Genomic DNA, 19,379 nt, shown 5'->3' with positions numbered 1-19,379 from the left:
GAAGGGCAGAGGAAAACAGAACAGTAGCGATTTGAAAAAGTTGTATGTTTGTTTTCTGTCGATAAGGCATGGATAAAGTTTTAATATATAAATAAGTATAAGAGTATGAAATCAAGGATTTTGTTGGCAATTGCAATGGGCATAGGAAGCATGTTTGCCTATCCTTTACCTGCCGAGGCTTGCACGGGCATTACCCTGAAAAGTAAAGATAGTGTCACTGTCGTGGCACGAACCATCGAGTGGGGCGGAAGCGACCTCAACAGTCAATACGTCATTGTGCCCCGCGGCTATGAGCAGCGTTCATATACGCCTGCGGGTATAACGGGCATGACCTTCAAGGCGCGTTACGGATACGTGGGACTGGCTGTAGAACAGAAAGACTTTGTGGCCGAGGGGCTGAACGAAGCGGGACTTTCGGCCGGATTGTTCTACTTCCCCAATTATGGTGAGTACGAGAAGTTTGACGAGGCATTGCAGGACAAGAGTATTGCCGACCTGCAATTGGTTTCGTGGATACTGGGCCAGTGTGCCACCGTGGACGAAGTGAAACAGGCGGTGAGCGAGGTACACATTATTAATATAGATCCGCGTGCCTCTACCGTTCACTGGCGTTTTACCGAACCGTCGGGACGTCAGATTGTGCTGGAAATGATTGATGGAAAGCCCAAGTTCTATGAGAATCCGCTGGGTGTGCTGACCAATTCGCCCAGTTTCGACTGGCAGCTTACCAACCTGAACAATTACGTCAACCTTTATCCGGGTACGGCTCCGGCTCAGTCGTTGGGCGGTGCAAAGCTTGCTTCGTTTGGTGCGGGCAGCGGTTTTCTGGGTATACCGGGCGACGTGACACCTCCTTCACGTTTTGTGCGGGCAGCTTTCTATCAGGCTACGGCACCGGTGCAGGACACGGCACTGAAGACGGTGCTTCAAGGTTTCCAGATACTGAATAACTTCGATATTCCCGTGGGCATCGAGTTTCAGGCGGGCAAGATACCTGCCGACATTCCGAGCGCTACGCAGTGGACATCGGCAACGGACATGGCCGACCGCATCATCTACTACCGCACGATGTACAACAGCGCCATCCGCAGCATCGACCTGAAGACGATTGACTTCGGCAAAGTGAAGTATCGCGCCGTTCCGCTGGATGCGGAAAAGCAACAACCGGTGGTACCGGTGAAGATCGCCAATAAATAACCGGAGGCGATATTATACTGAAAAGTGTCGGAACTGGCTACAGATCAGACCGACAAATACAGATTCCCTTTTTCGGTCCTCTGTACCGAAAAAGGGAATCTGCTGTTATTGGATGGTTACTTTTTCGGAGGTTTGCAGGGTGAAGTTTCACCGTAATATTGGGATGGGGACGCACGCATTTTTTCTCAGTTAGGAAAAAATAACTATCCAGTTAGGAAAAAATATTTTCTTAACTATGAAAAAACGAAGGGCTGTACAACCTATTTTAGCCGCGTAACATAGGCAGTTGGTTGTTGCGAGGCAGGCGGATTGTGACGGCCGCCCCTGACGAAGAGCGGCTGTTGTCAGAACTCAAGCGTTACACCCAGTGTAGGCAGCAGGGTGCCGCTTTCCTGTTTCAGATACTTCATCTTGTAACGTTGTTCGGAAGCAGGTGCCGACGGATTCTCTATCACACCCGTGCTCATGATGACGTCGGGTTGCTTCAGCTTGTTGCCGGTGATGTTCTGGATGTCAAGGTAGAGGCCTAACATACAGCGGCGGAAGTAGAATGACTTATCCACACGCACGTCCAGCTGGGCAAACGAGGGCAGTCGTTCGGTGTTGTAGCGGCTGTAGTCGTAGTAGGGTTGTCCTTTGGCATCCCAGGCTTCGACGAGCGAGGACTTGTCTTCGTCGTAAGGCGTGTAGGGCGAACCACCGATGTAGCTCAGCTTGCCTCCGATGCTCCAGCGGCGAGGCAGGTTGTAGGTGCCGCTTAGGTTCAGGATGAAGCGGTTGTCCCAGGCCGAGGGAATGTAGGCATCGTTCTGTCCGTTGCGGTATTCGCTTTTGAAGAGGGTGAACGAAGATACTACATTGAAGCGACCGGGCACTTGCCAGCGGAACATGGTCTCCACACCATAGGCGCGGCCTTGGGCAGTGGAGGTCAGGGCTTCGTTGCCCACTACACCGTAGTCGTTGCCCTTGCACAGCAGGGGAATATCGTCGGTCAGCGAATAAGGTATCTGTCCGTAACGCTTGAAGAAGCCTTCGACCGACACCATGAAGCGGTCTTGCAGATGCCAGTCTACACCAAGAGCCGTTTCGCCTACCTGCATGTATTTAAATTGCTTGTTGATATAGGCACCGTCGTTGTCTTTATATCCCATCGAGGTGTAGGGCGGTAACTGGTAGTACAATCCGGCGTTGGCGCTCAGGCTCCATTGGTCGGTCAGGTTGTACGAGGCCGACAGCCGGGGCGAGAACTGCTTCCACAGTTGTTTCATGTCGCTATTGTAGTTGCTGCCGTCCATGCGCACGCCTGCCGAGAGGGAGAAACGCTTGTCGGGCGTGGTATAGTTGCCGGTGACGAAAGCACCGAAGCTGAAGATGCGCAGCCAGGTGTCGTATGTCAGCAGCTGTGCGGCGTTGGTGTAGAACCGTTGGCGCGAGTCGTTGCTGTAGGTGATGTGGTTCAGTTCGGCTCCGGCTTTCAGGGTCCACAGGTTCAGGTTGGTCTGGTTCTCGAAGCGGAGGGTTGTCTTTTGCTCGATGGAACGCAGGCGCAGCGTCAGGTTATCTTCCGACGAGTTGTCGTTGTTGCGATACTTCAGGTTGCGGTTGTTCAGGTAGTTGTGGCTCAGGGTCAGGGTCTGTACGTGCTGGCCGCTGTAGTGCTTGTAGGTAGCACCCAGCGTGAAGGTCTCCTGATTGATGGTAGGCAGGTAGCTCAGCAGGTATTTGGCATCCTCGCCTTTCTCGTCGGTATTCAGCTTCATCTTGTCGATGCCCACCAGACCGAGCAAGGTCAGCTCGTCGTGGTCGGAGAAGCGGGTCTTCACCTTGAACTGTCCGTCGATGAAGTTGGGCAGGAAGGGCAGCCCCAGCACTTTGAACAGCATTTGCAGGTACGACTGCCGTGCCGAGAAGAGGTAAGTGGTGCGTTTGCTCAGGTGTCCGGCACCGCTGAGCGAGACTTCCGAAGCACCCAGTGTGGCCTTGAACGTCTGCTTGTCGGGGTTGCCGTCTTTCAGCTGGAAGTCGAGCACCGAACTGAGGGCTCCCGAGCGGTTGGCGGGGAAAGCACCGGTATAGAAGGTAATCTCGCGTATCAGGTCGGCGTTGACAATGCTGACGGGGCCGCCCGAAGCGCCTTGTGTGGCAAAGTGGTTGATGTTGGGTATCTCGATGCCGTCCATGTAGAAACGGTTTTCCGAGGGCGAACCGCCTCGCACAATGAGGTCGTTGCGATAGCCGATGGGCGAGAACGACACACCGGGATAGGCACGCACGATGCGCGACACGTCGCGGTTGGCTCCCGGGCTTTTCTCGATCTCCTGCAGGCCGATGATGCGCATTCCCACGGGACTTTCGATGCTCTTGCGGAAGGGCGAGGGTTTGACGACGACGGCTTCGAGCAGATTGGCGTCTTCTTCCATTTCGATTTCGACGAAGGGAGTCGAGGCCGATACGATGTATTCGGGGGTAAGCACCGTCAGGTAGCCGATGCATGAGGCTTGCAGGCGGTAGATGCCCGGCGGCACCTGTTCGATGCGGAACATGCCGAGCGAGTCGGTCGATGCCCCTTTGCCCGGCAGGCCGTTGACGGAGACGTTGGCGTAGGCCACGGGCTGGCGCGAATTCTTGTCGATTACTTTACCGCTGACTGGGTAGGACACATTGCGCTGCTGGGGAGCGGCGGATAAAGAACCGGCGCACAGGTACAGGCCGGCAAGCAGTAGGACGATCCAAAGGTTTCTGGGCATGGCGTCAGAATTTTTGTGTATAGTTGTTTTCTACAAAGGTAACGGTTTTGTTTTATTTGCGGCACAAGGCGGTTCAAGAAATGAAAAGTCCCCCTTCAGAAGCCTTCTGGAGGGGGTGTTGAGAAACACTTGCACGGCTCGTGTTCGACACTTGTACGGCTCGCGAGCCACACTTGTGTTGTTCGCGAGCCGTGCAAGTGTCCCAGAAACGGGTTGCAGGCAATGTTTCGGAAGCCTTTCAGCAGGCTTGTTCTGCCTCTTCTTTTTTCCTCTTTTTCCAGAGCTGCCAGGAGTTGATGATGTTTTGCCACAGCACGTACGAGCCCGGACCTACCGACGACAATGGGTTCAGGTAGGTGTAGGCCATCCAGATGGCAAGCACGGTATTCTTCTGTCCCAATGCCTGTCCGCCGCTGATGCGTTCGTGGTAGTGTCCGCCTATGCGTTTGCCCAGATAGAACTGTACGCAACAGGTGATCAGTCCGGCAACGGCTATTAATATTTCTACAAAGACGGGTGCGTCACTGTTGACCAGCGAACGTACCGTCTGGCCCGAAACGATGGCCAGCGCTACGGCCCACAAGTAGAAGGCGGCATCGCGGAAGCCCAGCAGAATTTGGTGTACCTTCGGCACGAAAGCCCGCAGGAACCAGGCCAGGAAGAAAGGGCAGAGCAGCAACGGGAACACCTTGCCCAATATCTTCAGGAAAGCCGAAAAGAAGCTGATGTCGGCATGAGGCTCGACCAGCGGAAAGACCAGCGGCACGGCAACGGCAGCCAGCAGATTGGAGAGCAGCGTATACGTAGTCAGGCTTGAAGCACTTCCACCCAACTTGCCGGTGATAACAGCAGCGGCAGTGGCCGTGGGGCAGATGAGGCAGACCATGGCACCCTCGAACACTTCGCGGTAGACTTCGTCCATCGGACAACAGATGAGCAGAGCCGCTACCGCCAGACACGACGCCGTCTGAAACAGCAGCAACCATCCGTGCCATGCTTTCGGCTTCAGTTTGTGCACTTCTACCTTACAGAAAGTAAGCAGCAGTTGGGCAAAAATCAGGAAAGGAGTCAGGAAGGCAATCATGCCATTTACCACAGGTTTGGTGGGGGCTAGTAGGGGCACTCTGGCAAGGATGAAATACCCTATCGTTCCTGCCAACATTGCAACGGGCAGTGTCCAGTTCTTTAAAAAGCGGATAATCATAGTGCTTGCATTTCGATTTTCGGACGGCAAAATTACTGCCAATTTGCGTAAATTGTTCTTTTATACCCGAAAAACTGTGCTAAAAAGCTGTCTTCCTGATAAAACTTAAGCGAAAGAGTGAGTTTTCTCCAAATTTCCACTACCTTTGCAAACGATAGTTTATATATGAACGCATATCGACGATACATATTATTTATAGGTATTTGCCTAAGCCTGTTGTTTTTCCCCTTCTGCATCGGCAATGCGGAAGCGAAGGATTTTGTGGTAGTGATTGATGCCGGACACGGTGGTCACGACCCCGGAGCCGTAGGGCGCATCTCCAAAGAGAAAAACATCAACCTGAATGTTGCCCTTAAGTTGGGCAAACTGATTCAGAAGAACTGTTCCGACGTCAAGGTGATCTATACCCGCAACCGTGATGTGTTTATCCCCCTCGACCGCCGTGCCGAGATAGCCAATAATGCCAAGGCGGATCTTTTCATTTCGATACATACCAATGCGCTGGCCAACAACCGTACCGCCAAGGGTGCTTCGACGTGGACGCTGGGTTTGGCCAAGTCGGATGCCAATCTGGAAGTGGCTAAACGTGAAAACTCCGTCATCCTGTACGAAAGCGACTATCAGACACGTTATGCGGGGTTCAATCCTAACTCTTCCGAGTCGTACATCATCTTCGAGTTCATGCAAGACAAATATATGTCGCAAAGTGTACATCTGGCATCGCTCGTGCAGAAGCAGTTCCGTAATACTTGCAAGCGCAGCGACCGTGGTGTGCACCAGGCCGGTTTTCTGGTGCTCAAGGCAAGTGCCATGCCCAGCATTCTGGTGGAACTGGGTTTCATTTCCACTCCCGAAGAAGAACGTTATCTGAATTCAGAAACTGGTGCTTCCTCGCTGGCAGAAGGCATCTATCGTGCCTTCCTTACATATAAGCGCGAACAGGAAATACGTCTGAACGGTACTTCGGATACCGTTGTACCCGAAGCGCAGCCGCAGCCCGCGGTTGAAAAGCCTGCACTGGATGCGGCAGCCGACTTGAAAGAGAAAGTAGAAGAACCGGCGCAGCATCGTCCACGTCCGCGGGAAGCCATGCAGCCCGAGAAAACCAAAAGCAACGGAATTGTGTTTAAAATACAGATACTGACATCTTCGAAGCTCCTGAACAAGAACGATAAGCGTTTGAAGGGGTTGAAAGATGTAGGTCATTATAAAGAAAAAGGTCTGTATAAGTATACGTACGGTGATTCGCCGGATTATAATAAGGTGTTGCGTACCAAGCGCGCCATATCCGCGAAGTTTAAGGACGCCTTTATCATAGCCTTCCGCGACGGAGAAAAGATGGACGTCAATGCCGCTATTAAAGAATTCAAGCAAAATAGAAACAAAAAATAAGAAATCATCAAACGTCATGAAGTATATAACCAAAGAAGTCAGGATAGGTATTGCCGGTATTGCAGCGCTTTGCATACTGGTGTATGGCATCAATTATCTGAAAGGTATTCACATGTTCAAGCCGTCGAACTATTTTTATGTACAGTTTCAGAATATCAACGGACTGACTAAATCGAGCCCTGTCTTTGCCGACGGTTTCCGGGTGGGAATTGTGCGTGAGTTATATTACGATTACAATCAGGCTGGCAAGGTGGTGGCCGAAATTGATGTGGACCCTGAATTGCGTATTCCCAAGGGAAGTTCGGCTGAGTTGACTTCCGATATGCTGGGAGGCATCAAGATGACCCTGCTGTTGGTCAACAATCCGCGCGAGCGTCACGAAGTTGGTGATACCATTCCCGGACGGTTGAACAACGGCATAATGGAACAGGCTGCCGCCATGGTGCCGCAAATCGAGAAGATGTTGCCTAAGCTCGACTCCATATTGGCATCGTTGAATGCAGTATTGGCCGATCCGGCACTGCCTGCAACGCTGCACAATGTTCGCGATCTGACGGCCAGTATGGCTGTTACAAGCCGTCATCTGGAGACGCTGATGAGTAAGGATATTCCGCAACTGACCGGCAAACTGAATACCATTGGTGATAATTTTGCCCAAATCAGCAATAATCTGAAAGATATAGATTATGCGGCTGCCATGCAGCGTGTAGACTCTACGCTTGCCAACGTAAAAATGATTACAGACAAGCTGGGACGTACTGACAATACGGTAGGACTGCTGTTCAACGATCCTACCCTTTACAATAATTTGAGTGCCACTACGGCCAATGCAGCCAGCCTGTTGGAAGACCTGAAGGCGCATCCGAAGCGTTACGTTCACTTCTCTCTGTTTGGTAAGAAGGATAAGTGAAAAATAGTCACTATATAGATTTTGTCTAAATAGAGACGCTGCTTGCTCAGTATAAAACAGAAGCTCTGATATGCCTATAAAAGAACGCTAAACCCTTATTTACGGGTTTCTTTTCCGATAGTCGGATATACTGTCGGTAAGCATGTAAGCGTAGTGATTATCAGAAAGTTGAATATAAACAATAGCCTCTTTACGGAGGCTATTTTTATGCTTTTCTATAAGTGCCTGAAAGTAAAGTGTTTATTGTCCGATTGAAAAAAGCAAGAAAAAAGTGATTTGTTTTTCTCAAATAAGATTGCGAATTTTGCAATCGTAGAAGTTTCGCTTAATCAATAAATGTTTAGAAGCCGTTATGAGTGTAGTTGATCATGTCGGACTGTGGAACCGCTGTCTTGAAATTATCAGAGACAATGTTCCGGAGCAGACGTACAAAACCTGGTTCCTGCCTATTGTCCCATTGAAATATGAGGACAAGACTTTGGTTGTACAGGTTCCCAGCCAGTTCTTTTATGAGTTTCTGGAAGACAAGTTTGTAGACTTGCTGAGAAAGACTCTTTATAAAGTAATAGGTGAGGGGACAAAGCTGATGTATAATGTAATGGTAGACAGAAGTTCCCGTCCGCCTAAAACGGTGGAGTTGGAATCGACTCATCGTACCATTATTCCTCAGAAGCCTGTTGTAAACAAGCAGATTCCGCAGGTGCCTGTGTCCGACTTGGATCCACATCTGAATCCGGAGTATAATTTCGAGACTTTTATTGAGGGCGGAAGCAATAAGCTGTCGCGCAGTGTAGCCGAAGCAGTTGCACTCAATCCGGCTAAGACTATCTTTAATCCGTTGTTCTTCTACGGTGCGTCGGGAGTAGGAAAAACCCATCTGGCCAATGCCATTGGAACAAAGATTAAAGAACTGTATCCTGAAAAACGTGTGCTGTATGTGTCGGCTCATTTGTTTCAGGTGCAATACACTGATTCGGTGCGAAACAATACTACAAACGACTTTATAAACTTCTACCAGACAATTGATGTATTGATTATTGATGATATTCAGGAATTTGCCGGCGTTACCAAGACGCAGAATACTTTCTTCCATATCTTTAATCATCTGCATCAGAACGGCAAACAATTGATTTTGACTTCCGATAGAGCGCCTGTGTTATTGCAGGGTATGGAAGAACGTCTGATAACCCGTTTTAAATGGGGAATGGTGGCGGAACTGGAAAAACCGACGGTTGAATTGCGGAAGGATATTCTGCGTAACAAAATTCATCGCGATGGCTTGAAGTTCCCGCCCGAAGTAATCGACTACATTGCAGAGAACGTAAGCGACAGTGTTCGTGATTTGGAAGGTATTGTGATTTCCATCATGGCGCACTCTACAATCTATAATAAGGAGATTGACTTGGAGTTGGCTCAGCGCATCGTTCGCAAAGTGGTGAATTGTGAAAGCAAGGCAGTTACGGTGGATGATATTATCACGACTGTTTGTCGCCACTTTAATCTGGATGCTTCTGTGATTCATACGAAGTCCAGAAAGCGTGAGGTGGTACAGGCGCGTCAAATAGCCATGTATCTGGCTAAGAAGAATACGGATTTCTCTACGGCGAAGATTGGTACGCTGATAGGTAATAAGGATCATGCAACCGTGCTTCATGCCTGCAAGACGATAAAGGAACTGACGGAAGTAGATAAGTCTTTCCGTGCTGAAATCGATGAAATACAGGCAGACTTGAAACGGGGAAACTGATTGAAACGGAATATTCTTGATTCTTAATAACGTGAGCTCGATATAAAATTAGAAAATAGAAAGTTGTCCGTCATTGACAAAATTCACGTCAATGGCGGGCTTCTTTTCAAAAAAGCAGTATGCTGCGATAGCCGACAAAGAGTTGGCTATAAAATTATTGAAAGAACGATGTCTGGAGTGTTCTATCTGTGCAATATTCTTCAATTCGTCATTGACTGTTTCAATCAAGGCTCTTTTCTGAGCAGAATTTTGTCGGCAATACTCATCAGTGAGTTCTTCATGTTGTTTTTAACTTTAGTGACAAGTTGTATACCATTAAGGAAGAGGTTCTCAAACAGAGCCTGACCGATATACCCCTTGTCTGCACATAGCTTTCCTTTTATGTTCTCCAGAAACTTATCCTGCTTCAACGGTTCACGATCATCCACATTTCCAGGCGTGAACATAAAATTGAGAATCTCACCCTTGTCATTGATTATCAGATGCAGCTTGAATCCGAAGAACCATCCCATTGAACATTTTCCACGCTCGGCAAGTCCCTCAAATGTCTTATGAATAAGGATTCTTTGATTACGACAGACGCGTAAAGGAGTAGAGTCAACAAAACTGATACCGGTACAGGTTCCCAACAGTACTTTTTTGATAAAAATGGTCATGGGAAGCAATACTTCCTTCTCCAGTTCTACAAAACGGGTTATAGGAAACCTGACGCGGAAAAAGGTGTTTCAGATGTTTACAGACATATTCCTTGTAGTAATGTTTAAAACAACGGAAACCACCGGAGTGAAACAGGATTAGAATAACCATAATTTCAGCATCACTTATACGGTTGGGCTTGTTACGATGTCTGGTCTTCTTATCCTCAATCATATATTTTTCTGTTGCAACGCAAATTCCTTGCAAAAATCATCGGCCATACAATAAATCTCTGTAACTTTAGACTCTGGAAACATAGTGATAATCGTTTAAATGTTATAATTGGACACTATAAATTTAATGATTTTATCGCTATGTTTCTAATTTTCAACAAAATATATTTATTCTTATTTCGAACTCACGTTAATAAATTAATTCCCGCAAATTGCGATGAAAGTTATTGAAACTGTCTAAGCGTGATTTGCGGGAATTTGTTTTTCCTTCTTGTAAGAAGTTTGAAGAGAGTAATAGAAGTTTAGAAACCTTGTTGTTTCATTACTTCCCAAAGTTTTTTAGACATAGCTTCGGCGTCTTTCTTAGTGTAGCGTACGTCTGTAAATACTTGAGCCAGGGTTTCTTTTTTGTTTTCTTCTATATATTTTTTGTTCTCGTCCAGCGATTCCTTGTAGGCATACAGGCGGTCAATGTCGGAAGGAGTATAATCGTGGTAGACTTCTTCGTGTACGATGGCTTCGAGTGGCAGACGGTCGGTTTGTGCAGGCGTTTCGTCGGGCCAGCCTACAGTAATAGTAGTAAGCGGGAATACTAATTCCGGTAATTCTAAGGCTTCTACAATCATGTCGGGGTTGTAGGTTGTGGTTCCCAGATAGCAGATACCTAGGTCTTTTTCTTCGGCGGCTACACAAAAAGTCTGTGCTGCGAGCAGAGTGTCGACGGCTCCGGTTATAAACCATTCGAAGTTGTTGTAGCCAGGTTGTGCTTTGCGTTGCTCGCACCATTTGCTGAAACGGCGTAAGTCGATGCAGAAAGTTAGTACGACGGGTGCGTTTTGCACCATAGGTTGGTTGAAATGTGCCGGTGCCAGACGGGCTTTCCGCTCAGCGTCTCTTGTTACAATTACGCTGTAGACTTGCATGTTTCCAACAGTAGAGGCTCGAAAGGCTGTTTCGAGTAAATCATTTAACAATTCGGCGGGAATATCCTTTGGCTGGTATTTCCGTATTGTTCTTCTTTCTTTTAGGCTTTCCATATTTTGTCTTTTTTCTGCAAATATAAGAAAAGAATTATAGAAGTTGTTCACAGCTCCTGTTAATATCTTCCTCCTTTTTTAGAAAAGTATAATTATTCTTTGGCTTTATACATATATCTTTTCCTTTTTTGAAAACTTTTCTTCTTGTTGAAAAAGATAAGTTGTTTATAATCAGATGTGATTCTTCTCTAAATGGAAAACTTTTATTCTGTTGATAAAATGTTCGTTTTTTATTTTGCTGAATAGAAAAACATTCATAGCTTTGCATCCGCATTTGTTGACGATAAGTACGACTTCTACACAAATACTTATAGCAGATAAATCTAAGAAAATACAAATATAGTGGAAAAGAAAGTTTATTCTTATGAAGAAGCTTTTGAAGAATCTTTACGATACTTCCAAGGTGATGAGTTGGCTGCCAGAGTTTGGGTAAACAAATACGCAGTCAAGGACTCTTTCGGTAATATTTACGAAAAATCTCCGGAAGACATGCATTGGCGTATAGCTAATGAGGTGGCTCGTATTGAGGCCAAATATCCGAATGCGTTAAGTTTAGAGGAACTGTTCGCTTTATTCGATCATTTCAGATATATTGTTCCTCAGGGAAGCCCGATGACTGGTATTGGCAATAACTATCAGGTTGCTTCTTTGTCCAATTGCTTTGTGATTGGTGTGGATGGAGAGGCTGATTCTTATGGAGCTATTTTTAAGATTGATGAAGAGCAGGTTCAGCTGATGAAACGTCGTGGTGGTGTGGGACATGATTTATCACATATTCGTCCGAAAGGTTCACCGGTTAAAAACTCTGCTTTGACTTCTACGGGTTTGGTTCCTTTTATGGAACGTTACTCAAACTCTACACGTGAAGTTGCTCAAGACGGACGCCGGGGAGCCTTGATGTTGAGTGTCTCTATCAAGCATCCTGATTCGGAAGCATTTATAGATGCTAAGATGACCGAAGGTAAAGTAACAGGTGCTAATGTGTCTGTGAAGTTGGATGATGCTTTCATGGAGGCTGCTATTGAAGGAAAACCTTATGTTCAGCAATATCCTATAGACTCGGTTAATCCTATATTTAAGAAAGAAATCGATGCTTCGGCGTTGTGGAAGAAGATTGTGCACAATGCATGGAAGTCGGCTGAGCCTGGTGTGCTTTTCTGGGATACTATTTTGCGGGAATCGGTTCCCGATTGCTATGCAGACTTGGGTTATCGTACAGTATCGACCAATCCGTGTGGAGAGATTCCGTTGTGTCCCTATGATTCTTGCCGTTTGCTTGCCATCAACCTGTATTCGTACGTGGTGAATCCGTTTAAGCCTGATGCTTATTTTGATTTTGAATTGTTTAAGAAGCACGTGGCTTTGGCGCAACGCATTATGGACGATATTATCGATCTGGAGTTAGAGAAGATCGAAAAGATTTTGGCTAAGGTAGATTCAGATCCTGAATCGGATGATGTGAAGCGTACGGAGCGTGTGTTGTGGGAGAAGATTTATAAGAAGAGTGGACAGGGACGTCGTACCGGAGTAGGTATAACGGCTGAAGGTGATATGCTCGCAGCTTTGGGATTGCGTTACGGAACTGAAGAAGCTACCGAATTCTCGGAAAAAGTTCATAAGACTATTGCTCTGAGTGCTTATCGCTCTTCTGTTGAGATGGCAAAAGAACGTGGAGCTTTCGAAATATACGATACTGAACGCGAGAAGAATAATCCGTTTATCAGTCGTTTGCGTGAGGCTGATCCTGAATTGTATGAGGAGATGGCTAAATATGGCCGTCGTAACATTGCCTGTCTGACGATTGCTCCTACAGGAACAACCAGCTTGATGACGCAGACCACTTCGGGCATCGAACCGGTATTCCTTCCCGTTTATAAACGCCGTCGTAAAGTAAATCCTAATGATACGAATGTTCGTGTCGACTTTATTGACGAAACAGGTGATGCTTTCGAGGAATACATTGTTTTCCATCCCAAGTTTGTAACATGGATGGAAGCACAAGGATATAATCCGGCAAAAAGATATACGCAGGATGAGATTGATGCTTTGGTTGCCAAGTCTCCTTATTATAAGGCTACTTCTAACGATGTAGACTGGCTGATGAAGGTCAAGATGCAGGGACGCATTCAGAAATGGGTAGACCACTCTATCAGTGTAACCATCAATTTGCCCAGCGATGTAGATGAGGAACTTGTCAATCGTCTGTATGTAGAGGCATGGCGTTCCGGTTGTAAGGGATGTACGGTTTACCGTGATGGCTCTCGTTCGGGTGTGCTGATTTCTACAAAGAGCGATAAGAAAGAAGAACTTCCTCCTTGCAAACCGCCTACGGTTGTCGAAACGCGTCCTAAAGTGTTGTATGCCGATGTTGTACGTTTCCAGAACAACAAGGAAAAATGGGTGGCATTTGTCGGTTTGCTCGACGGGCATCCTTACGAAATCTTTACCGGTGTGCTGGACGATGATGAAGGAATTATTTTGCCGAAGAACGTTGTTTCGGGACATATTATAAAGAATGTCGATGAAAACGGAGTGAAACGTTACGACTTCCAGTTTGAGAACAAACGGGGATACAAAGTTACAATTGAAGGTTTGTCCGAGAAGTTTAATAAAGAGTATTGGAACTATGCCAAACTGATATCTGGTGTGCTCCGCTATCGTATGCCAATTGAACAGGTGATGAAACTTGTCAGCTCGTTGCAACTGGATAGTGAAAGCATCAATACCTGGAAGAACGGTGTGGAACGTGCTTTGAAGAAGTACGTAACTGACGGCACGGAAGCCAAAGGCAAGAAATGTCCGAACTGCGGTAATGAAACACTTGTTTATCAGGAAGGCTGTCTGATTTGTAAAACTTGCGGCGCATCGCGTTGCGGATAAAGAACCGGAATGAAGCAAACGTTTGCATAGGATTTTAAAAGGCTTGGATAACAATAGCTGCATGATTATGATTTATAATTTTTATACTTGCATAATCGAATGCAGCTATTGTCGTTTCTAAATCTAATATATATGACGCTATCATTTAATATTGAGTATCGCACCAATTGGGGAGAAGAAATCAGAGTCCTGGGCTCTGTCCCCGAACTGGGTGAAAACCGGCCAGAAGGAGCAATTCCCTTGAGCACGGTTGACGGCATTCATTGGACGGCAGAAATAGAAATCCGGATGCCGGAAAATGGCAGCGTGCAGTATGGCTATCATGTATATCGTGAGGGTAAGTCTGTACGTGCCGAATGGAACAGTCTGCCGCGTGTGTTACACGTGTCGGGCGCTGTTGCCGAAAAAGTTTATAATTTGTATGACTGTTGGAAGGATCTGCCCGAACAACAGTATTTTTATACTTCTGCATTTACCGAATCTTTGCTGGCACACAGAGAGCGTCAGGCTGCTGTAACAAGTCACGAGCGCAGTATCCTGATCAAGGCTTATGCGCCTTGTATCGATGCCGACCATTGCTTGGGTATTTGCGGCAATCAGAAAGCATTGGGCAATTGGGATCCTGATAAGGCTATCCTGATGACTGATGCTGATTTTCCCGAATGGCAGATTGACTTGGATGTCGAAAAGCTGACTTTCCCTTTGGAATACAAGTTTATTTTGTACAATAAGAAAGAACAGCGTGCTGTAGCCTGGGAAAATAATCCGAACCGCTATCAGGCCAATCCGAAGCTGGGACCGTGCGAGACATTGGTTGTAGGCGACCGTTACGTTTACTTCAACCTTCCGGCATGGAAGGGAGCAGGCGTAGCTGTGCCCGTATTCTCGCTTCGTTCCGAGCAGAGTTTTGGTGTGGGTGACTTCGGTGACCTGAAACGTATGATAGACTGGGTTGTAAAGACCAGTCAGAAGGTTGTGCAGATTTTGCCTATCAATGATACAACCATGACGCATACGTGGGTCGACTCTTATCCTTATAACAGCATCTCCATTTATGCTTTCCATCCGATGTATACTGACCTGAAGCAGTTGGGTAGTCTGGAGGATGCCGGACTGATGGCCGACTTCGAAAGACGGCAGAAAGAACTCAACGCTTTGCCTGCTGTGGACTACGAGGCCGTAAACCGTGCCAAGTGGGACTACTTCCGTCTGATATTCAAGCAGGAAGGCGAGAAGGTTTTGGCTTCGGACGAATTCAAATGTTTCTTCGAGGCCAACCGTGAGTGGTTGCTTCCTTATGCAGCATTTAGCTATCTGCGCGATACGTACGGCACACCGAACTTCCGCGAATGGCCCCGTTATCAGGTGTACAAGGCCGATGAAATCGAGGCGCTTTGCGATCCTGCTTCCGAGGTGTATGCAAGCATTGCCATCTATTATTACATACAGTTCAATCTGCATAAGCAATTGCTGGCAGCTACCGAGCACGCCCGTGCACATGGTGTAGTGCTGAAAGGTGACATTCCTATCGGCATCAGCCGCAACAGTGTGGAAGCCTGGAAAGAACCTCACTATTTCAATCTGAACGGACAGGCCGGTGCTCCGCCCGATGATTTTTCGGTGAACGGGCAGAACTGGGGATTCCCGACTTACAATTGGGATGTGATGGAGAAGGACGGTTATGCATGGTGGATGAAACGTTTCCGCAAGATGTCCGAGTACTTCGACGCCTATCGCATTGACCATATTCTTGGCTTCTTCCGCATCTGGGAGATACCGATGCATGCCGTACACGGGCTGTTGGGCCAGTTTGTGCCTGCCCTGCCTATGTCGCGCGAAGAAATCGAAAGCTACGGTCTGCCTTTCCGCGAGGATTTCTTCCTGAAACCTTATATACACGAGTATTTCTTAGGTCAGGTGTTCGGTCCGCATACCGATTATGTGAAGCAGACCTTCATCGAACCGACTGATACGTTCGAGATATATCGCATGCGTCCTGAGTTTGATACTCAGCGCAAGGTCGAAGCTTACTTTGCCGGAAAGACCGATGCCGACAGCATTTGGATACGCGACGGACTTTATTCGCTGATTAGCGACGTACTTTTTGTCCCCGACCGTAACGATCCGTATAAGTATCATCCGCGTATCGGCGTGCAGCACGATTTCGTTTACCGTGCACTGAACGATTGGGAGAAAGCTGCTTTCAACCGTCTGTACGACCAGTATTATTATCGCCGTCACAACGAGTTCTGGCATCAGCAGGCTATGAAGAAGTTGCCGCAACTGACGCAGTCGACCCGTATGCTGGTTTGTGGCGAGGACTTGGGTATGATTCCCGATTGCGTAGCCTGGGTAATGAACGACTTGCGTATCCTTTCGCTCGAAATACAGCGCATGCCGAAAGATCCGGCACAGGAGTTCGGACGTCCCGACTGGTATCCTTACCGTTCGGTATGTACCATTTCGACCCACGACATGTCCACCCTGCGTGGCTGGTGGGAGGAGAACAGCCAACAGACGCAACGCTACTTCAACTCCGTGTTGGGACGGTATGGCACGGCACCGGCCGAAGCTACACCGGAAATCTGCGAGGAGATAGTGTGCAACCATCTGTACGGCAACTCCATTCTTTGCATCCTTTCTTTGCAAGACTGGTTGTCGATAGACGGCAAGTTGCGTAACCCCAATGCGCAGGAAGAGCGCATCAACGTGCCGGCCAATCCGCGTCATTACTGGCGCTATCGCATGCATCTGACGCTGGAACAGCTGATGCAGGCCGACGGACTGAACGAGAAGATTAAGAGTCTGATTGCCAATACTGGTAGAAACTGTTAAGATGAAAAGTTATATTTTTCTCGACGACCTTTGCTTTTATGCCCATCACGGTGTGGGCGGACAGGAAACTTTGGTGGGCAATGAGTTCACTGTGAGTTTGCGTCTGAAAGTAGACATTACCCGTGCGGCAGCTACCGACGAGGTGGACGATACGGTCAGCTATGCCGACGTTTATCAGTCGGTGAAGGCCGAGATGGATGTCCCTTCCAAACTGTTGGAACACGTGGCAGGCCGGATTATAAAGCGGCTGTTTGCCGATTTTCCGCAGGTGGAGCAGATTGAACTGAAACTCGCCAAACGCAATCCGCCGATGGGTGCCGACATCAAGGCAGCAGGTGTGGAGCTGGAGTGCGGACGCGCTGACTGCCCGCTGCTCTGAGTGTTCAGAGGCTGGCTTTGAATGCCTGGAGAAAGCTATATCAGACTTTGTTTTTCAACCTATAAATACGGCTCGTGAACCATGCAAGTGTGGTTCGCGAGCCGTACTTGTGTCGCTCGTGAGCCGTGCAAGTGTCTCTCGCGAGCCGTACTTGTGTTTCTCGCGAGCCATGCAAGTGTCTCTCACGACCGTGTAAAACAGCCCCTGTACGTCGTGTCAGGAAGGGTAAGAACGCCCTTATGCCGGGTGGATATTCATCAGTCGGGCGAAGGTCTTTTTGCCTTGCAGGTAGAAGGCTTTCAGAATGCTCTGACCAATCCGTTCGTGAATCTGTGTCAGCACGGCTTTCTGCTGGTTCTCTTCGCGCGAAGCAGCAAAATCCTTGCGCAGGGCGTGGTAGGCACGGCGGGCACGGAGGACGGCCATTGCGTTGGGACCCTGCAGTTTCAGCAGGAAGTTCAGTGCGGCTACATAGTCGAGTAGGGTGCGGATGCGCATTATGTTCTTCAGTTCGCCTTCGGGCAGGTTCTTGTAAAGCATCAGCAGGTTGTTGCGGAAGTTCAGGAAGGTTTTGCGCGGGTTTTCCTTGGTCAGCGTGGCACCTCCAAGGTGGTAGACTACGCTCTGGGGGATACATACCAGTTCCCGGCCACGTGCACGTAGTCGCCAGCACAGGTCTATCTCTTCCATGTGGGCAAAGAACCGTCCATCCAGTCCGCCGGCTTCGCGGTAATCCTTCAAACGGATGAACAGGGCGGCACCGGTAGCCCAGAATACGGGAGCGATGGTATCGTACTGACCGTAGTCGGCCTCGACTGCCCCCATGATGCGACCTCGGCAGAAGGGGTAACCGTACTTGTCGATGTATCCGCCGGCGGCTCCAGCGTATTCGAACAGGTCTTTCTGCCGCAGACTCCTGATTTTAGGTTGGCAGCCCGCTACTTCGGGGTGGGCGTCCATGTACTCGGCCAGCAGGGCAAGCCAGTGTTCGGTGACTTCGACGTCGGAGTTCAGCAGGACGACGTATTCAGCCTTCACCTGCTTCAAGGCTTGGTTGTAACCGTCGGCAAAACCGTAGTTGCGGTCCAGCGTGATGAGGCGGACGGTGGGAAATTCGCGGCGTACCGTCTCAACGGAATCGTCCGTCGATCCATTGTCGGCCACGTAGACTGTGGCTCCGTCGGCCTCGGAATAGGACACTACGGAGGGCAGGTAGGAGCGGAGCATCCCGCATCCGTTCCAGTTCAGAATGACGACTGCTATTTTCTTATCCATGTTGTATGACGTCTTCACGTTTCAGTTTCCAGCGTTTGTGCGACCAGAACCAGTAGGGCGGGTCGCGTCGGATGGTTTGCTCCAGCCTTCGGGCGAAGCATTCGGTTATCTCGCCGTCGGCAGTTTGCTTGGGCGTTTCGGTGATCAGGTCGAAGATAACCCGGCAGTGTCCCCGCTTCTGGCGTATCAGTTCGCAATAGAAGACGGGAAAGCCCATCATCCGGGCAATACGTTCGGCTCCGTCCATGAACACGGTGTCCTGATGGAGGAACGTAGTCCAGTAGTGCGCTTCGCTGCGGTTGGGCGACTGGTCGGTAATCAGTCCCACGGCCATGCGCTTGTGTTCGCGGCGCAGCTTTATCATTTCGCGCGCCGTGGAGTGTTTGGGCACGTTGTATCCGCCGAAGCGCGAGCGGATGCGTTTGAACATTTCGTCCAGATAGGGATTGTGCAGAGGTTTGTATACTTGTACCGGAAGGTCGCCGGGTTGCATGATGGCTCCCATTCCGATAATCCATTCGAAGTTGGCGTAGTGGGGAATCAGGAGCACAATGCCTCCGTATTTGTCTATCATGTTAAGGTACTCTTCCTTGTTTTCGTAAGTCATGCGCCGGGTCAGCTCTTCGAAGGAGATTCGCAGGGTTTTCACTTCTTCGAGCATGTAGTCGCAGATGTAGTGGTAGAATTTGTTTTCTATCTCTTTCAGCTCTTCGGCGCTTTTTTCAGGGAAGGAGTTGCGCAGGTTGGTGCGGACCACCTTCCGCCGGTAGTGGATGACGTGCTGCATCAGGAAGGCAAGTCCGTCGGACAGAACGTAGATGGCTCTGAAAGGAAGCAGGGCCAGCAGCCACATTCCAGCATAGGTCAGCAGATATATAAGCTTCGATTTCACGGTTGGATGTTTCAG

12 protein-coding genes and 1 pseudogene are annotated in these 19,379 nt (G+C 48.5%); 7 read left to right on the top strand and 6 right to left on the bottom strand.

Features of this window, described 5'->3' with window-relative positions:
* Positions 1–105: 105 nt before the first annotated feature.
* Positions 106–1,197, top strand: coding sequence for a linear amide C-N hydrolase (locus BQ5591_RS18755; RefSeq protein ID WP_071150493.1), 1,092 nt, complete (start codon positions 106–108; stop codon positions 1,195–1,197).
* 344 nt (positions 1,198–1,541) lie between these two features.
* Here BQ5591_RS18755 and BQ5591_RS18750 read toward each other — a convergent pair whose 3' ends face one another.
* Positions 1,542–3,944 (bottom strand): TonB-dependent receptor, encoded by a 2,403-nt coding sequence (locus BQ5591_RS18750; RefSeq protein WP_083381033.1) that lies wholly within the window; start codon positions 3,942–3,944, stop codon positions 1,542–1,544.
* Positions 3,945–4,182: 238 nt separating this feature from the next.
* The gene (locus tag BQ5591_RS18745; RefSeq protein WP_071150492.1) at positions 4,183–5,148 is read right to left on the bottom strand and encodes a transporter; all 966 of its coding nucleotides are present in this window, start codon (positions 5,146–5,148) and stop codon (positions 4,183–4,185) included.
* 165 nt (positions 5,149–5,313) lie between these two features.
* On the opposite strand from BQ5591_RS18745, the gene BQ5591_RS18740 reads away from it, so the two are divergent.
* The 3 genes from BQ5591_RS18740 (at position 5,314) to dnaA (ending at position 9,197) form a co-directional block, all read left to right on the top strand.
* Positions 5,314–6,540, top strand: a complete 1,227-nt coding sequence (locus BQ5591_RS18740; RefSeq protein ID WP_022163941.1) for an N-acetylmuramoyl-L-alanine amidase family protein — start codon at positions 5,314–5,316, stop codon at positions 6,538–6,540.
* Positions 6,541–6,556: 16 nt separating this feature from the next.
* A complete protein-coding gene (locus BQ5591_RS18735; RefSeq protein ID WP_071150491.1) occupies positions 6,557–7,450 on the top strand; it encodes an MlaD family protein in 894 nt (297 codons plus the stop codon).
* A 352-nt stretch (positions 7,451–7,802) separates the two neighbouring features.
* The gene (dnaA, locus tag BQ5591_RS18730; protein WP_022163939.1) at positions 7,803–9,197 is read left to right on the top strand and encodes a chromosomal replication initiator protein DnaA; all 1,395 of its coding nucleotides are present in this window, start codon (positions 7,803–7,805) and stop codon (positions 9,195–9,197) included.
* Positions 9,198–9,245: 48 nt separating this feature from the next.
* Here the strand turns inward: dnaA and BQ5591_RS18725 are convergent.
* Positions 9,246–10,150, bottom strand: a pseudogene (locus BQ5591_RS18725) (IS982 family transposase).
* A gap of 218 nt (positions 10,151–10,368) precedes the next feature.
* Positions 10,369–11,103 carry an NADPH-dependent oxidoreductase gene (locus BQ5591_RS18720; protein WP_071150490.1) on the bottom strand — a complete coding sequence of 245 codons (735 nt, stop codon included), beginning with the start codon at positions 11,101–11,103 and terminating at the stop codon, positions 10,369–10,371.
* 342 nt (positions 11,104–11,445) lie between these two features.
* Between BQ5591_RS18720 and BQ5591_RS18715 the strand changes: the two genes are divergently transcribed.
* The 3 genes from BQ5591_RS18715 (at position 11,446) to folB (ending at position 17,197) form a co-directional block, all read left to right on the top strand.
* The gene (locus BQ5591_RS18715) at positions 11,446–13,983 is read left to right on the top strand and encodes an adenosylcobalamin-dependent ribonucleoside-diphosphate reductase (RefSeq protein WP_071150489.1); all 2,538 of its coding nucleotides are present in this window, start codon (positions 11,446–11,448) and stop codon (positions 13,981–13,983) included.
* A 132-nt stretch (positions 13,984–14,115) separates the two neighbouring features.
* Entirely contained in the window at positions 14,116–16,818 is a 2,703-nt protein-coding gene (locus BQ5591_RS18710) for a 4-alpha-glucanotransferase (RefSeq protein WP_071150488.1), read from the top strand.
* Position 16,819: 1 nt separating this feature from the next.
* Positions 16,820–17,197 carry a dihydroneopterin aldolase gene (gene folB, locus BQ5591_RS18705; protein ID WP_071150487.1) on the top strand — a complete coding sequence of 126 codons (378 nt, stop codon included), beginning with the start codon at positions 16,820–16,822 and terminating at the stop codon, positions 17,195–17,197.
* A gap of 237 nt (positions 17,198–17,434) precedes the next feature.
* On the opposite strand, the gene BQ5591_RS18700 is transcribed toward folB, so the two are convergent.
* On the bottom strand, positions 17,435–18,472 hold the full coding sequence (locus BQ5591_RS18700) for a glycosyltransferase (RefSeq protein ID WP_071150486.1): 1,038 nt from the start codon (positions 18,470–18,472) through the stop codon (positions 17,435–17,437).
* On the bottom strand, positions 18,465–19,364 hold the full coding sequence (locus tag BQ5591_RS18695; RefSeq protein WP_022163933.1) for a lysophospholipid acyltransferase family protein: 900 nt from the start codon (positions 19,362–19,364) through the stop codon (positions 18,465–18,467). The genes BQ5591_RS18700 and BQ5591_RS18695 overlap by 8 nt, the downstream gene beginning before the upstream one ends.
* Positions 19,365–19,379: the final 15 nt, after the last annotated feature.

This window comes from Bacteroides ndongoniae, from assembly GCF_900108345.1.
GTDB lineage: Bacteria > Bacteroidota > Bacteroidia > Bacteroidales > Bacteroidaceae > Bacteroides > Bacteroides ndongoniae.
Note: the sequence above shows the minus strand (reverse complement) of the source record. Positions and strands in the feature narration are given on the sequence as shown.

What these genes read in the sequence shown, in the direction of transcription:
- BQ5591_RS18755 (WP_071150493.1), top strand. Translation starts at nt 106, where the DNA reads ATGAAATCAAGGATTTTGTTGGCAATTGCAATGGGCATAGGAAGCATG.
- BQ5591_RS18750 (WP_083381033.1), bottom strand. Translation starts at nt 3,944, where the DNA reads ATGCCCAGAAACCTTTGGATCGTCCTACTGCTTGCCGGCCTGTACCTG.
- BQ5591_RS18745 (WP_071150492.1), bottom strand. Translation starts at nt 5,148, where the DNA reads ATGATTATCCGCTTTTTAAAGAACTGGACACTGCCCGTTGCAATGTTG.
- BQ5591_RS18740 (WP_022163941.1), top strand. Translation starts at nt 5,314, where the DNA reads ATGAACGCATATCGACGATACATATTATTTATAGGTATTTGCCTAAGC.
- BQ5591_RS18735 (WP_071150491.1), top strand. Translation starts at nt 6,557, where the DNA reads ATGAAGTATATAACCAAAGAAGTCAGGATAGGTATTGCCGGTATTGCA.
- dnaA (WP_022163939.1), top strand. Translation starts at nt 7,803, where the DNA reads ATGAGTGTAGTTGATCATGTCGGACTGTGGAACCGCTGTCTTGAAATT.
- BQ5591_RS18720 (WP_071150490.1), bottom strand. Translation starts at nt 11,103, where the DNA reads ATGGAAAGCCTAAAAGAAAGAAGAACAATACGGAAATACCAGCCAAAG.
- BQ5591_RS18710 (WP_071150488.1), top strand. Translation starts at nt 14,116, where the DNA reads ATGACGCTATCATTTAATATTGAGTATCGCACCAATTGGGGAGAAGAA.
- folB (WP_071150487.1), top strand. Translation starts at nt 16,820, where the DNA reads ATGAAAAGTTATATTTTTCTCGACGACCTTTGCTTTTATGCCCATCAC.
- BQ5591_RS18700 (WP_071150486.1), bottom strand. Translation starts at nt 18,472, where the DNA reads ATGGATAAGAAAATAGCAGTCGTCATTCTGAACTGGAACGGATGCGGG.